Below are 14,934 nucleotides of genomic sequence, written 5' to 3'. Positions count from 1 at the left end.
CCCTCACCGCTCCCGTGCCGTCGTACCCCGCGCCAGCATCACCGCGGCGACGGCCAGCAGGGGGACGGCGACGACCAGCAGCCAGCGGCCGTAGACGAAGCAGAGGGCGACCAGGAGGAGGCCGATCGCGGCGGGCAGGACGGCGCCCGCGCCCCGGTCCTGGACCCGGTAGCGCACATGCTGGTCGGGGCCGTTGCGGGAGGACGACAGGACGGCGAGGGCGGCCAGTTGGAGCAGCAGCACGACCGAGCCCCACAGCCAGTAGACCATCGCGCTCTCGCCGTAGACCGCGAGGACGGCGAGCAGCAGGCCGTTGAGCAGTCCCCAGCCCGCGACCACGGTGGCGGACAGGTGCCGTTTCACGCCTCGCTCCTCTCCCGGCGCCGCAGGTCCAGCAGCGGCGCGAAGCTGGTGACGGGCGGCAGCGGCCGGTCTGCGGGGAAGTTCAGGCGCGGCGGCGGGGAGGTGGTGGCCCATTCCAGGGTGTGCGCCTGCCAGGGGTCTTCCCCGGCGGGGCGCGACCGGCCGAGATGGCAACGGCGCAGGGTGCTCAGGAGGTTGACGAGGAAGACGGTCATCCCGGCCGCGAGGAAGGCGGCGCCGATGGTGGCGAGCAGGTTCAGCATGGCGAAGCCGTCGAAGGAGGCGTAGGTGGAGACGCGGCGCGGCATGCCGAGGTAGCCGAGGCCGAACATCGGCAGGAAGGTCAGATTGGTGCCGATCACCAGGAGCCAGAAGTGCCAGCGGCCCATCCGGTCGTCGAGCAGCGTTCCGGTGACCTTCGGGAACCAGAAGTAGACGGCCGCGAACAGTCCGAACGCGCTGCCCGCGAAGAGTACGTAGTGCAGATGGGCCACGACGAAGTAGCTGTCGGTGACGTGGTAGTCGATGACCGGGGTGCCGACCATGATTCCGGTGAGCCCGCCGATCAGGAACTGCGGGACGAAGGCGAGCGCGAACAGCATCGGGGTGGTGAGGCGCAGCCGCCCGCCCAGCAGCGTGCCGAGCATCCCGAAGTACTCCACGCCCGCGGGCACGAGCAGCGCGATGGACGTCAACGAGTAGTAGTCGTTGGCGACTTGGCCGGTGGCGAACATGTGGTGGCCCCATACGCTCATCGACAGCGCCGCGAACACCAGGAGGGACAGCGCGGTCCCCCGGTAGCCGAAGAAGCGGCGCCCGGAGAACACCGCCAGCACCTCGGCGACGGCGGCGAGGTACGGGAAGAACATCACGTAGACGACCGGATGGCCGTAGAACCAGAAGATGTGCTGGTAGCCGATGTTCCAGGTGTTGTGCAGGAACACCGAGTCGTCGGCGCGGCCCACGGCGAGCAGGGTGAGCGCGGCGAGCAGCGCGGGGAAGGCACCGATCACCATCAGGCAGGTGGCGATCATCGACCAGCAGAAGACGGGCAGCCGCAGCATGGTCATCTGGCGGGTGCGCCGGCGCAGCACCGTCCAGAGCACCGCCCAGCCCATCAGCAGGGTGCCGGTGACCGCGACGAAGACGCCGGCGATCCACAGGTCGGTGCCGGCGCCCGGCGAGTACGCGCTGTCCGAGAGCGGCGGGTAGGAGAACCAGCCGCCGGCATGCGCCCCGGCCGGGGTGGCGAGCCCGGCGAGCATGGTGAGCGCGCCGAGCGCGTAGAGCCAGTAGCCGAGCAGGGTGAGGCGGGGCAGCGCGATGCCGGGGGCGCCGATCTGCAGGGGCACCAGGTAGACGCCCATGCCGAGCGCGAACGGCGTCATGACCATGTAGATCATGCCGGAGCCGTGCAGGGTGAACAGTTGGTCGTACGCCTGGGCGGCGAGGAACGTCTCGTCGGGCCGGGCGAGTTGGCTGCGCATCAGCAGCGCGAAGACACCGAAGACCAGCAGCAGGAACAGGGCGGTGCCGGCGGTCAGCAGGCCGATGCGCTTGTGGTCGGTGCTGGACACCCAGCCGAGCCAGCTGCCCGGCGGCACCGGCCGGCCCGCGTCGTCGCGCTGCGTCGCCGGGGGCGCGACGGTCATACGGCGGCCGCCGCGCCGTGTGCCCAGCGGTCGTACTGCTCGGGTGGTACGGCCTTGATCCAGAAGTCCATGGCGTAGTGCCGCTGCCCGCAGAACTCCGCACACCGCCCGCGCCAGCGGCCGGTGTGGTCGAGGGTGAGGGTGAAAGTGTTCACATGGCGCGGGAAGGCGTCCATCTTGTAGCGCAGGTCCGGCACCCACAGGGAGTGGATGACGTCCTTGGAGGTGAGCCGCAGCTGCACGGGGCGGCCGGCCGGCACGACCAGGGTGGGCAGCGGCTGTCCGTGGCAGTCGCCGGTGACCTGGCGGTGGGCCGGGGACTGCGGGTAGGCGAAGGTCCAGCACCACTGGAATCCGGTGACGTCCACCCGCAGCGGCCGGACGGCGGCCGTGTGCTGTTCACGGGAGTTCTGCCAGGCGGTCCAGGCGACCAGGAAGACGGCGAAGGCGGCGAGGGCGGTGACGTAGAAGGCCTCGATACGGGGCCGCTCGGTCCGGTCGGACGCGTGAGCGCGCCGTGTGCTCACGCTCCAGGCCAGCAGGCCGAGGACGACGAGGAAGACGAGAGCGGCGACGGCCGACTCCAGACTGAACACGGTTGCGAAGACCTGCCGCTGCCTCATCGCGCCATCCCCCTCCCGCCGGGGCTCCCGCCCGCCATGTGCTCACTCCCGCCGTCGTATCCGTCCGTGGCCGTACGGGTCGGGCGGGAATCGAACCCGCCTGCCCTCCCAGGGCCATGACGATCCGGACATTACGGGCGCCCGTCACGGTCCGTGGGCCGACACACCGCAGCGGCGGGGTCCCCCGGCCCGGCGATCTCGCACCTCCCGGCGCCGTTTGCCCCCGGCCGACGGGGGTACCCCGGCGCCACACGAGATGCCGCCGCCGCGGCGGCGCGGGACAATCAGGACGACGAGTCGGGAGGAGTGGACGTGGGCGTACGCACCTGGATCGACTCCTGGCCGGTCTACCGGCAGCTGACCGGGACGGACCCGCTGGGCCGGGGTGCCGCCGCGAAAAGCCGGACCAGCGAGCGGCTCACACCGCGGGTGGCCTCGGCCGACCGGGTGGTCAAGTCCGTCTGCCCGTACTGCGCGGTGGGCTGCGGCCAGAACGTGTACGTCCAGGACGAGAAGGTCACCCAGATCGAGGGCGACCCCGACTCCCCCGTCTCCCGCGGCCGGCTGTGCCCCAAGGGCTCGGCGAGCCTCCAGCTGACGACCGGCGACGCCCGCGAGCACCAGGTGCTCTACCGGCGCCCGCACGGCACCGAGTGGGAGCGCCTGGACCTCGACACCGCGATGGACATGATCGCGGACCGGGTGATCGCGGCCCGCCGGGCGGGCTGGGAGTGGGAGGTCGACCAGACCCGCACCCGGCGCACCCTGGGCATCGCGAGCCTGGGCGGGGCCACGCTGGACAACGAAGAGAACTATCTGATCAAGAAGTTGTTCACGGCGCTCGGCGCGATCCAGATCGAGAACCAGGCGCGCGTTTGACACTCCTCCACCGTTCCCAGTCTGGGAACCTCGTTCGGACGCGGCGGCGCGACCACCTTCCAGCAGGACCTCCAGAACGCGGACTGCATCGTCATCGAGGGCTCGAACATGGCCGAGTGCCATCCGGTCGGGTTCCAGTGGGTGATGGAGGCCAAGGCGCGGGGCGCGAAGGTGATCCATGTCGACCCGCGGTTCACCCGCACCAGCGCGCTCGCCGATCTGCACGTGCCGCTGCGCGCGGGCTCGGACATCGCCTTCCTCGGCGCGATCGTCAACTACGTGCTGGAGCAGGAGAAGTACTTCCGCGACTACATCGTGGCGTACACCAACGCGCCGATGATCCTGCGCGAGGACTTCTGTGACACCGAGGACCTCGCCGGTGTCTTCTCCGGCCTGGACAGCGAGTCCCGCTCGTACGACAACTCCAGCTGGCAGTACGAGGGTTCACAGGTGCAGGCGCCCTCCGGCGAACGCGACCAGGAGTACGACGAGCGCACCCGCGGCGGCAGTTCGGTGACCGAGGCCGCGCGCGGCGAGGCGCACGGCTCCGGCGGTGCGGTGATCGGCGAGGGCGAGCCGGAGCGGGACGAGACGCTGACGCATCCGCGCTGTGTCTTCCAGGTGCTCAAGCGGCACTTCGCCCGCTACACCCCGGAGATGGTGGAGCAGGTGTGCGGAGTGCCGCGGGACCTGTTCCGGCAGGTGTGCGAGCTGGTCACGGAGAACTCCGGGCGGGAGCGGACGACGGCCCTCGCCTACGCGGTGGGCTGGACCCAGCACACGGTGGGCGTGCAGTACATCCGCACGGCCTGCATCCTCCAGCTGCTCCTCGGCAACATCGGCCGGCCGGGCGGCGGCATCCTCGCGCTGCGCGGGCACGCCTCCATCCAGGGCTCCACGGACATCCCGACACTGTTCAACCTGCTGCCGGGCTACATCCCGATGCCGCACGCGCACCAGAACCAGGACCTGGACGCGTTCGTCGAGGCGGAGGCAACGCACAAGGGCTACTGGGGCAACATGCGCTCCTACCTGGTGAGCCTGCTCAAGGCGTACTGGGGAGACGCGGCGACGGAGGAGAACGACTTCTGCTTCGACTACCTGCCCCGGCTGACCGGTTCGCACTCGACGTACGAGACGACGATGGCCCAGCTGGAAGGCACCTGCAAGGGCTACTTCCTGATGGGCGAGAACCCCGCGGTAGGCAACGCCAACGCCAAGCTGATGCGGCTCGGCATGGCGAACCTCGACTGGCTGGTGGTGCGCGACTTCTCCCTGATCGAATCGGCGACCTGGTGGAAGGACGGCCCGGAGATCGAGACCGGGGAGCTGCGCACCGAGGACATCGGTACCGAGGTGTTCTTCCTGCCGGCCGCCGCGCACACCGAGAAGGACGGCAGTTTCACCAACACCCAGCGGCTGCTCCAGTGGCACCACCAAGCGGTCGAGCCGCCCGGCGAGGCGCGCAGCGACCTGTGGTTCACCTTCCACCTGGGGCGGATCATCCGGGAGAAGCTCGCCGGGTCGGCCGACGAGATGGACCGGCCGGTGCTGGACCTCGCCTGGGACTATCCGACCAAGGGCCCGCTGGCCGAGCCGGACGCGGAGGCGGTGCTCGCCGAGATCAACGGCCATGACGCCGACGGCAACCCGCTCTCCTCGTACGAGCAGCTCAAGTCCGACGGCTCCACCTCCTGCGGCTGCTGGATCTACTGCGGGGTGCGCGCCGACGGCGTCAACCAGGCCGCGCGCCGCAAGCCCGGCGGGGAGCAGGACTGGGTGGCGGCCGAGTGGGCGTGGGCGTGGCCCGCCAACCGCCGGGTGCTGTACAACCGCGCCTCCGCCGACCCCGAGGGCAGGCCGTGGAGCGAGCGCAAGGCGCTGGTGTGGTGGGACGCGGACAAGGGCGAGTGGGCCGGCCACGACGTCCCCGACTTCAAGAAGGACAAGGCGCCGGACTACGAGCCGGACGAGGACGCGACCGGGCCCGCGGCGCTGAGCGGCCGGGACCCGTTCATCATGCAGGCCGACGGCAAGGCGTGGCTGTACGTGCCGTCCGGGCTCACGGACGGTCCGCTGCCCACGCACTACGAGCCGCAGGACTCGCCGTTCCCGAACCTGCTCTACGACCAGCAGCGCAACCCCGTGCGGCAGGTGATGCCCCCGGTGCCCGACAACCGCTACCAGCCGAGCGGGGACGAGCGCGGCGCGCAGGTCTACCCGTACGTGGCGACGACCTACCGGCTCACCGAGCACCACACGGCGGGCGGCATGTCCCGCTGGCAGCCCTATCTGGCCGAGCTGCAGCCGGAGTTCTTCTGCGAGGTCTCCCCGGAGCTGGCGGCCGAACGGGATCTGGAGCACACCGGCTGGGCGACGATCGTCAGCGCCCGCGGGGTGATCGAGGCGCGGGTGCTGGTCACCGACCGGATGGCCCCGCTGACCGTGCACGGCCGCCGGCTGCACCAGGTGGGCCTGCCCTACCACTGGGGCCCCAACGGCTACACCACCGGCGACGCGGCCAACGAGCTGCTGCATCTGTCCCTCGACCCCAACACGCACATCCAGGAGGCCAAGGCGTTCGCGGTGGACATCCGGCCGGGGCGCAGGCCGCGCGGCCCGGCGTCCATGGAGCTGGTGCGGGCCTACCGGGCGCGGGCGGGCATCGACGCGCACACGGGCACGGAGCCGTAGGCCCACCGCCGGGGCGGGAGCCCCGACTTCCCTGCGAGGGCCGGCGCTCCCTGTGGGCGGGCTAGCGCAGGACGACGGTGTGGGAGCCGTCGTACGGGATCAGCTCCCCCACCACCGGCGCGCCCGGCACCTCCCCGGCGACCAGCAGTCCCCCGGAGGTCTGGGCGTCGGCCAGCAACAGCCGGGTGTCGGTGTCGGTGGTGCCGAATCCGGTGAAGGGGGCGACCCATTCGAGGTTGCGCCGGGTGCCGCCGCTGACGTAGCCGTCGCGTACGGCCTCGCGGGCGCCGTCCAGGCAGGGCACGGCGGCGGTGTCGAGCACGGCGGTCACCCCGGATGCCTTGGCCAGCTTGTGCAGATGGCCGAGGAGGCCGAACCCGGTGACGTCGGTGGCGCAGGTGGCCCCGGCGGCGAGCGCGGCCTCGGACGCCTCGCGGTTGAGCGCGGTCATGGTGGCGACGGCGTGTTCGAAGCGTTCACCGGTGGCCTTGTGCCGGTTGTTGAGCACGCCGAGGCCGAGCGGCTTGGTCAGGGACAGCGGCAGTCCGGGGCGGCCGGTGTCGTTGCGCAGCAGCCGCTCGGGGTCGGCGACGCCGGTGACGGCCATGCCGTACTTGGGCTCCGGGTCGTCCACGCTGTGCCCGCCGCCGACGTGGCAACCGGCCTCGGTGGCGATGTCGAGGCCGCCCCGCAGCACCTCGCGGGCCAGTTCGAAGGGGAGCCGGTCGCGCGGCCAGGCCAGCAGGTTGACGGCGAGCACCGGCCGGCCACCCATCGCGTACACGTCGGACAGCGCGTTGGCGGCGGCGATGCGTCCCCAGTCGTAGGCGTCGTCCACCACCGGGGTGAAGAAGTCGGCCGTGCACACCATGGCCGTGCCGGGCTGTCCGGGCAGGGTGACGACGGCCGCGTCGTCGCCGGTGGCGAGGCCGACGAGCAGCGGGGTGTCGCCCCCGGCCAGCGGGGGCGCGGTCAGCCCGCTGACCACCTCCTCCAGCTCACCTGGCGGGATCTTGCAGGCGCAGCCGCCGCCGTGGGCGAACTGCGTGAGCCGGACGGTCGCTTGGCGGGTCGGTGTCATTGTGGTCTCCTGGGGCACTAGCCTGACGAGCGGTGGAGGCGTGTGGGTGCCTGGTGGCCCTCCCGGTCTTCAAAACCGAGGTGCCCGAGGATCTCGGGCAGGCGGGTTCGATTCCCGTCCGCCTCCGCTCCACGCCTGTACCCATGGGCTCCGCGGCCGAACGCCGGCCGACCGCGTCTCATTCGGCCGCCGTACCGGGTCGTCCGGCCGCCGTCCGTCCTCACCGCCGCTTTCCGGCTCCGTACGGCAGCGCCGGTGCTGGTCGTCGACGCGTTCCGTGTGGCCGCGGGCGTCCAGGAACTCCAGCAGCGGTACGGCGACCCGGCGGGTGGTGTCCAGGGCGCGGCGGGCCTCGCTGAGGGTGAAGGGCTGGGGCAGGGTGCGCAGGAGGGCGGCGGCCTCGGCGTCGGCGCCGGGCAGCAGCACGATCCCGTCGGCGATCCGCAGCAGGACCCCGGCGCTCACGGCGGCGGCCAGGGTCCGGTGGTCGAGGCCGAGTTCGGCCAGCCGGCCCGCCTCGGGCGCGCGGAACGGTGTGCGGGCCAGGTCCCGGCGTACGGCGTCCACGGCCGGGGGCAGGGCAGGCCGTGAGGCGTCGGCGGCGTACAACTTGCCGTGTTCCGCGCGGAGTCGGGGGGCCGCCTCGGCCAGCGCGTCGACGAGGGCGCGGTCGGGCAGGCCGAGCAGCCGGCGGGCGGCCTCGGTGGGCAGGCCGGGGTCCAGGGGATGGGCACGGGCGTGCCGTTCGACCTCGGCGGCGAGCCGGTCGCGCAGCCCGGTCCAGTGCGCGGGGTCGGCCAGCCAGTCGCCCGTGACCGGCTCGGCGGGGGCCGGGACGCCCATGGCGATGAGGTCGGCGCGGCGGATCAGCCCCCGGCGGCGCAGTTCCGCGGTGCCGTCGGGGCGGCCGGTGAGGGTGGCGAGTTCGGCCGCGCGGGCCCGGCCGGCGCCGCGCCGGGTCAGCCGGGGCGGTCGTACGTCGAGGACCGTGAGCCCCTGGGGCGGGCGGGTGCCGCCCGGTTCGCGCAGCACGGCGCGGTCCCCGACGCGCAGCGGCAGCGGGCGGGCGAGGGTGAGCCGGGCGGTGTCGGGGCCGAGCGGGCGGACGGTCACCGGCACGGCGGCGGTCCCGATGTGCAGGGTGACCTGGCGGGGCAGCTCGGCCGCCGGCTCGCCGGTCACCCGCGCGTCGATCACCTGGCTGGGCCGCCAGCGGCCGGGGCTCAGCAGCACCTGGCCCCGGCGCAGGTCCGCGTCCCCCGGCCCGTGCACATTGACCGCGACGCGGGCCACTCCGGCGACGGCCGCCCGGTCCTCGTGCAGGCTCTGGAGCCCGCGCACCCGCAGCACCGTCGAGCCGTCCCCGGTCGCCAGCCGGTCGCCGACGCGCAGGGTGCCCGCGCCGAGCGTGCCGGTCACCACCGTGCCGTGCCCGCGCACGGTGAACGCCCGGTCCAGCCACAGCCGTACGTCGGCGTCCGGATCAGGATCGGGCAACTCACCTGCCAGGGCGGCGAGTTCGCCGCGCAGGGCGTCGATTCCCCTGCCGGTGACGGCACTCACCGCGACCGAGGCGACCTTGCCGAGGGAGGCCCGTGCCAGCCGGCGCACGGCGTCGGCGCGCACCGGTTCGGGGTCCGCGAGGTCGCTGCGGGTCACCGCGAGGACGGCGTGCCGGACGCCGAGCGCGTCGAGGACGGCGAGGTGCTCCTGGGACTGGGGCTGCCAGCCCTGGTCGGCGGCGACCACGAACAGCACGGCGGGCACCGGCCCCACCCCCGCGAGCATGGTCGGCACGAAGCGCTCGTGACCGGGCACGTCCACGAAGGCGAGGTCGTCGTCGAGCGCGTCGAGCCGCGTCCACACGAAGCCCAGGTCGAGGGTGAGGCCCCGGCGGCGCTCCTCCTCGTACCGGTCGGGTTCCATCCCGGTGAGCGCCCTGACCAAGGCGGACTTTCCATGGTCGACATGCCCGGCGGTGGCGAGGACCCGCATCACACCCGCCCCTTCCCGGTGCCCGGACCGTCGCTGGTGCGCACCGCGCGCACGGCCGCAGCGAGCCGTTCGTCGTCCTCCGGGGGCACGGCGCGCAGATCCAGCAGGCAGCGCCCGGCCTCCAGGCGTCCGACCACCGGGGTGCGGCCGGTGCGCAGCGCGGCGGCGTACGGCTCGGGCAGGGACAGCGCCGCGCTGGGCAGCCCGACGCCGGGCGCCCCTCCCCCGCCGACCGTGGCGGTGCTCTCGACGGCGCGGGCGTCGATCCCGTGCGCGCCCAGCTCGGCGGCGAGCCGGCCGGCGCGGGCCCTGAGGGCGGCGGGGCCGGCGGTCAGGGCGCGGGCGGTGGGCGTGGGCGGTCCGGTGAGGGTGGCCTCCAGGGCGGCCAGGGTCAGCTTGTCCACGCGCAGGGCGCGGGCCAGCGGGTGCCGGGCGAGGGCGCGCACCAGGCCGCGGTCGCCGAGCAGCAGCCCGCACTGGGGTCCGCCGAGCAGCTTGTCGCCGCTCGCGGTGACGAGGGCGGCGCCCGCGCGCAGCTGGGTGTCGGCGTCGGGCTCCTCGGGCAGACCCGGCTGCGGGGCGAGCAGCCCGGAGCCGATGTCCACGACGAGCGGGACGCCCAGGCCGGCGAGTTCCCCGGCCCCGGCCGCACGGGTGAAGCCGGTGACACGGAAATTGGACGGGTGCACCTTCAGCACGAACCCGGTCTCCGGTCCGATCACCTCGGCGTAGTCGGCGGCGGTGGTCCGGTTCGTCGTGCCCACCTCGCGCAGCCGCGCACCGGTGGAGACGAGCAGGTCGGGCAGCCGGAAGCCGTCGCCGATCTCCACCATCTCGCCCCGGCTGACCACGATCTCCTTGCCCGCGGCGAGCGCGGTGGCGGCGAGGACGAGGGCGGCGGCGCCGTTGTTGACGACATGGACGTCCCCGGCGGCGGGCACCCGCGCGCCCAGCGCGGCGAGGGCGGAGCGCCCCCGGCGGGCCCGAGCGCCGGTCACCAGGTCGAGCTCCACGTCCGTGGGTCCCGCGGCCTCGGCCACGGCCCGCCGGGCGGCGTCCGACAGAGGGGCGCGGCCGAGATTGGTGTGGAGCAGCACACCGGTGGCGTTGAGCACCGGGCGCAGTCCGCTCGCGGCGTCGGGGAGCAGGCCCAGGACCGTCTCCGGCACCTGCTCGGGCGCCACCTCCCCGTCCCTGGCCCGCTGCTGCGCCTGCCGTACGGCGTCCTTGACGACCCCGGCCCCGAGCCGGTCCACGGCCTCGGCCAGCCGGGGGTCGCGCAGCAGGGTGTCGGTACGGGGGATACGGCGGCGGGGGTCGGGGGCGCGGTCGGCGGGGTTACGGGTGCCGGCGTTCCGGGTGGTGGGCGGCGTCGTACCGGCCGTGCCCGTCGTCCCCGCGCCCGCCCCCACTCCCGCGGCGGCCGGTTCGCTGCCCGCGCCCGCCGCCCGCGGGGTCACCCGCTGTCCCATGCCGCCCTTGCCGCCCTTTCCCTGCGGTCCGGCCCGCGCCGCCCCTGGCGGGGTCCGTCCATCGTCTCCCAGTGCCCCGGAACGGCCGTCCGACACGCCGGGAGGACGTTGCGGTGGCCGGGGCGGGGGTACCCGGCGCCGTATGAACGCACGCGATGACCAGCCTCAGGGCCGACAGGAACAGCGGGCCGCGAACCGCCGCAACGAGACGGAACGCCGACGTGCCGCCGAGTCGGCCGGCAACTCGCCGACGCCGACGCCCACACCTCGCGACATCGCCGAGCGCACCTCCAGGAGCAGGGGCGCCGAGGAGCGGGGCGGCGAAGGGAAGCCGCGCTGACCGGCCGACCCGCCCCCGGTGGCATGCCTCGCCGGCGTGCCTTCACCGGTATTGCTCTCACCGGGCCGGCGGGGACCTCCCGCCGGGGCCTTCGCCGCCGTCCGCCCCGCCGGCGTCCGTCTGCGGCCGGGGCAGCGGCAGGTCGCCCGCGGTCAGGTGTTCCAGGACCTGCACCAGTTCCTGGCACGCCTGCTCCACCGAGCGGCGCGTGTTGCGCTGCTCGGTGATCAGGGCGGCCATCAGCAGCGCGGTGAGCGCGATCGTCCCGTTGAACGCCTGGAGCTTGGCCATGGTCTCGACCGGGTTCAGCCCCTCGAACGCGCCGCTCCCGTCCGTGGCGGCATTGGTGGCCATCACGGACGTGAACAGCGCGCACAGCACGGCGCCCGCGAGCTGGAAGCGGACGGCGGCCCAGATGATCAGCGGGTAGACCAGAAAGAGCAGGCTGACCGAGCTGTAGGTGGCCACCGGGACGAGCGCACAGGTGATGACGGCGAGGGCCGTCGCCTCCCGCCACCGGCCCGGGGAGAGCGGCCGGCGCAGCCCGCGCAGCATCAGCAGCAGCGGGGTGACCAGCAGCACGCCCATCGCGTCCCCGACCCACCAGGCGAGCCACACCGGCCAGAAGGCGCCAGTGGCCAGCTTGTCCGTGAGCACGAGCATGCCCACGCCGACGGTCGCGCTGACCGTCATGGCGGCCAGCGCACCGAGGAACACCAGGGCGAGGCCGTCCCGGAACCTGCTGAGGTCGGGGCGGAAGCGCGCCAGGTGCAGCAGGATCGCCGCGCACACGGGGGCCGCGGTGTTGCCGAAGAGGATGCCGACCAGATCGGGGCCGGGCGGCGAGATGGTCAGGATCAGGGCGAGGGCACCGAGGGTGATGCCGGGCCAGCAGCCGATGCCGAGGACCAGCAGGGCGGCGACGGCGACGCCGGTCGGCGGATAGATGGGGGTGAAGACGGCGCTCCCCACGGTCAGCTCGCGCAGCAGCCCGAGGCGGGCGGAGCCGTAGTAGAGGGCCGCGACGGCCAGCACCTGGACGGCATAGCCGCCCGGCCGGCGCAGTTCCGCGATACCCACCACAGCAGCCATCTCACACCGCCCGGCGCGACCCGGCGAGGCGAGAGCGCCCGGTTCGGCCCCTCTGGCCGAGCTGAGACCCGCCGCAGAGGCCCTACGTCCGCCGGGGCCCGTCGAGTCCGACGACGAGGACGGCGGCGTCGTCCTCGTGTCCGACGCTCTCGGCGCCCTTGATCACGGCGGCGGCCAGCGCATGGCTCTCCAGGCCCGCGACGGCGGCTATGCCCGCGAGCCGGGTCACCTGCTCCAGGCCGTCCTCGACGTCGAGCGAGGGACCTTCCACCACGCCGTCGGTGAGCAGCACGAACAGCCCGCCGGTGGTCAGCCGGTGCCGGGTCACCGGGTATGCCACGCCCCGCTGGATGCCGAGCGGCGGCCCGCACTCGTCGTCGGCGACTCCGGACCTGCCGTCCGCGGTGGCCCACACGAAGGGGATGTGGCCCGCACGGGCGCTCTCCATCGCGCCGCTGGCCGGGTCGAGCCGCATGAAGGTGCAGGTCGCGAAGAGTTCGCTGCCGAGGGAGAGCAACAGGTCGTTGGTGCGGGCGAGTAGTTCGCCGGGCTCGCCGGTGGCGAAGGCGAGGGCGCGCAGGCCGGCCCGGACCTGGCCCATGAAGGCGGCGGCCTCGATGTTGTGCCCCTGTACGTCCCCGATGGCCAGCCCGATCCGGCCGTCGGGCAGCGGAAAGGCGTCGTACCAGTCGCCGCCCACGTTGAGGCCGTAGCAGGCGGGTGCGTAGCGGACCGCCAGGTGCAGTCCGGGGGCGCCGGGCAGGTCCCGCGGCAGCATGCCGCGCTGCAGGGCGATGGCCAGCTCGACCTGGGTGCGCTGGAGTTCCGCCCGCTCACGCGCCTGGGCGGTGAGCGAACCGAGTCTGGCCAGCAGTGCGTCGCCGTCATCGGTGGAACGCTTGCGGGGCATCGGCTCACTTCCGGCGGAGGGTGCCCACCCGGACGGCCGCCTCCGGGGAGGACGGCTGCCCGAACAACGGCTGCCCGGATTATTGGCAAACGCCTCGATTTTACCTGGGTTGACCGAACTCGGCGCGGGACCGGTGGCGGGCCGCTCAGTGGGCGTCGGAGTCGATTCCGGTGATCACCGCGGGTCCCAGCGGCGCGCTGCGCTCGTCCAGACCCGCGCCGCGCAGCGCGGAGTCCGCGAGCCGGCGGGCCTCCTCCTCGGCGTGCGGGCCGGTGTCGGCCTCGACGGTCAGGCGGAGGGTGAAGGTGTTGTCGTCGTTGACGTTGAGCACGTCCAGGTCCTCGCTGCTGCCCATCCGGGTGCCGTGCGGGTCCACGGGGCGCAGCGCGCGGGTCAGCCGGGTCCGGGTGTCCGCGCCGACCCCGGCGGTGAAGGTGCCGGGGACGCTGATCAGATAGGTCGTCATGACGGTCCTTTCCTCGGGCGTCCCCTCGACTACCCCGTTTCCCGGCCTTCGCACGGGCCGGGCGGGGTGATCGGCTTCTTACGGACTCCTCACCGGGTCAGGGCGCTCACAGCGGGGAGTGGGCCACCGCCGTGACGTAGGCGCCGAAGAACAGGGACACCAGGGTGAGCGCGCCGTAGACGAGGACCGCCTGGACCGGTCGGGCCCGCCAGGTCCGGGCGAGGGCGCGGGCCATGGGGATGAGCAGCGGGAAGGCCGGGAGCAGGAAGCGCGGCTTGGAGGAGAAGGACCCCGAGCCGCCGAGCACGAGCAGGATCAGCACCCCGGCGAAGACGACCAGGACCAGCGGGGCGCGCTCCAGGCACAGCAGCGCGAACAGCAGCACTCCGGCGGCCACGACCAGCAGCGCGACGGTGTAGACGACGCCGCCGCCGTGCAGCAGCAGGGCCTTGACGAAGCGGGCCGCGCCGACGCCGAAGTCGAAGCGGGAGTCCCAGGCGCTCTGCACCTTGAAGTAGCCGCCGAACAGATTGCCGACCTGGGTGCCGACCCACAGCACATAGCCCAGGAAGCCCAGCGGGGCGAGGACGGCGCCGGCCCATACCCGCCAGGAGACCCGGCCGCGGGCGCGCCACACCTCGTACAGCGCGGCGAGGGCGACCGCGCCCGCCACCGCGAAGCCGCTGGGCCGGGCGAGACCCGCGAGCGCGGCCAGCACCCCGGCCCACAGCCAGCGGCGCTTGAGCACGCAGTACAGGGACCAGATGGCGAGAGCGGCGAACAGCGACTCGGTGTAGGCGATGGTCAGCTCGACGGCGTGCGGCATGACCGCCCACAGACCGACCAGCGCGGTGGCCACTCCCCGGCCGTGGAGCAGATGCCCGATGACGTAGACGCCGTAGGCGGCCACGCCCGCGGCGAGCCAGGAGACGAGCAGTGCGGCCTGGCCCGGAGTGAGCGGCAGCACGGTGGTGAGCGCCCGGATGAGCGCCGGGTAGAGGGGGAAGAACGCCCAGTCGGTCTGGACGGCGCCCTGCGGGGTGATCCACATCTTGTGGCCGTAGCCCTGGGCGGCGATGTGCAGGTACCAGCGGGAGTCCCAGGAGTGGGCGAGGGTCCTCACCAGCGGGTGCCCGCGCCACGCATTGGTGAGGATCACCGCGAGTATCCCGGCGAGCCGGACGCAGGCGAACAACGCGAGGGCCGGGACCGCCCCTTCGGGGATGCCGCGGCGGGCGATCCGGGGCAGGTCGAAGCGGCCTGCGGGGCGGGACGGGGCGGCCGGTTCGGGCCGGGGTACGGAGGAGGTGCTCACGCTTTTGACCTTGGGCACGCCGGGTAAGACGTGCAAACCACGACTCGGGTTT

General features: G+C 73.5%; 11 protein-coding genes, 1 tRNA gene and 1 pseudogene. 3 read left to right on the top strand and 10 right to left on the bottom strand.

Annotated elements, in window-relative coordinates; all coding sequences use genetic code 11:
• Positions 1 to 3 precede the first annotated feature (3 nt).
• The 3 genes from ACZ7EC_RS12000 to ACZ7EC_RS11990 are packed head-to-tail and all read right to left on the bottom strand — an operon-like array spanning position 4 to position 2,638.
• On the bottom strand, positions 4 to 363 hold the full coding sequence (locus ACZ7EC_RS12000; protein WP_471061280.1) for a hypothetical protein: 360 nt from the start codon (positions 361 to 363) through the stop codon (positions 4 to 6).
• Positions 360 to 2,015 carry a cytochrome c oxidase subunit I gene (locus ACZ7EC_RS11995; protein WP_471061277.1) on the bottom strand — a complete coding sequence of 552 codons (1,656 nt, stop codon included), beginning with the start codon at positions 2,013 to 2,015 and terminating at the stop codon, positions 360 to 362. Before ACZ7EC_RS11995 ends, ACZ7EC_RS12000 begins: the two co-directional genes overlap by 4 nt.
• Positions 2,012 to 2,638: a cytochrome c oxidase subunit II gene (locus tag ACZ7EC_RS11990; protein WP_471061274.1), complete on the bottom strand. Its 627-nt coding sequence runs from the start codon at positions 2,636 to 2,638 to the stop codon at positions 2,012 to 2,014. The genes ACZ7EC_RS11995 and ACZ7EC_RS11990 overlap by 4 nt, the downstream gene beginning before the upstream one ends.
• A gap of 312 nt (positions 2,639 to 2,950) precedes the next feature.
• On the opposite strand from ACZ7EC_RS11990, the gene fdh reads away from it, so the two are divergent.
• Entirely contained in the window at positions 2,951 to 6,211 is a 3,261-nt protein-coding gene (gene fdh / locus ACZ7EC_RS11985) for a formate dehydrogenase (RefSeq protein WP_471061271.1), read from the top strand.
• Positions 6,212 to 6,272: 61 nt separating this feature from the next.
• Here fdh and selD read toward each other — a convergent pair whose 3' ends face one another.
• Positions 6,273 to 7,292, bottom strand: a complete 1,020-nt coding sequence (gene selD / locus ACZ7EC_RS11980; RefSeq protein ID WP_471061269.1) for a selenide, water dikinase SelD — start codon at positions 7,290 to 7,292, stop codon at positions 6,273 to 6,275.
• A gap of 34 nt (positions 7,293 to 7,326) precedes the next feature.
• Between selD and ACZ7EC_RS11975 the strand changes: the two genes are divergently transcribed.
• A tRNA-Sec gene (locus ACZ7EC_RS11975) sits at positions 7,327 to 7,424 on the top strand.
• A gap of 105 nt (positions 7,425 to 7,529) precedes the next feature.
• On the opposite strand, the pseudogene ACZ7EC_RS11970 reads toward ACZ7EC_RS11975, so the two are convergent.
• Both ACZ7EC_RS11970 and selA read right to left on the bottom strand, forming a co-directional pair.
• Positions 7,530 to 9,287: pseudogene (locus ACZ7EC_RS11970) on the bottom strand (SelB domain-containing protein); the annotation flags it as partial.
• Positions 9,287 to 10,759 carry an L-seryl-tRNA(Sec) selenium transferase gene (gene selA / locus ACZ7EC_RS11965; RefSeq protein WP_471061266.1) on the bottom strand — a complete coding sequence of 491 codons (1,473 nt, stop codon included), beginning with the start codon at positions 10,757 to 10,759 and terminating at the stop codon, positions 9,287 to 9,289. The gene selA and the pseudogene ACZ7EC_RS11970, both read right to left, overlap by 1 nt.
• A gap of 142 nt (positions 10,760 to 10,901) precedes the next feature.
• Here selA and ACZ7EC_RS11960 point away from each other — a divergent pair, with 142 nt between their 5' ends.
• Positions 10,902 to 11,099: a hypothetical protein gene (locus ACZ7EC_RS11960; protein WP_471061263.1), complete on the top strand. Its 198-nt coding sequence runs from the start codon at positions 10,902 to 10,904 to the stop codon at positions 11,097 to 11,099.
• A 57-nt stretch (positions 11,100 to 11,156) separates the two neighbouring features.
• Here ACZ7EC_RS11960 and ACZ7EC_RS11955 read toward each other — a convergent pair whose 3' ends face one another.
• The 4 genes from ACZ7EC_RS11955 to ACZ7EC_RS11940 form a co-directional block, all read right to left on the bottom strand.
• The gene (locus tag ACZ7EC_RS11955; protein ID WP_471061260.1) at positions 11,157 to 12,191 is read right to left on the bottom strand and encodes an MASE1 domain-containing protein; all 1,035 of its coding nucleotides are present in this window, start codon (positions 12,189 to 12,191) and stop codon (positions 11,157 to 11,159) included.
• Between the two features lie 82 nt (positions 12,192 to 12,273).
• Positions 12,274 to 13,101: a PP2C family protein-serine/threonine phosphatase gene (locus tag ACZ7EC_RS11950; RefSeq protein WP_471061257.1), complete on the bottom strand. Its 828-nt coding sequence runs from the start codon at positions 13,099 to 13,101 to the stop codon at positions 12,274 to 12,276.
• Between the two features lie 145 nt (positions 13,102 to 13,246).
• On the bottom strand, positions 13,247 to 13,567 hold the full coding sequence (locus ACZ7EC_RS11945) for a hypothetical protein (RefSeq protein ID WP_471061255.1): 321 nt from the start codon (positions 13,565 to 13,567) through the stop codon (positions 13,247 to 13,249).
• 106 nt (positions 13,568 to 13,673) lie between these two features.
• Positions 13,674 to 14,882, bottom strand: a complete 1,209-nt coding sequence (locus ACZ7EC_RS11940) for a hypothetical protein (RefSeq protein WP_471061252.1) — start codon at positions 14,880 to 14,882, stop codon at positions 13,674 to 13,676.
• Between the last annotated feature and the right edge of the window lie 52 nt (positions 14,883 to 14,934).

This window comes from Streptomyces sp. NPDC037203, from assembly GCF_055605065.1.
The sequence above is the reverse complement of the archived record's forward strand: the minus strand, read 5'-3'. Positions and strand labels throughout refer to the sequence as shown.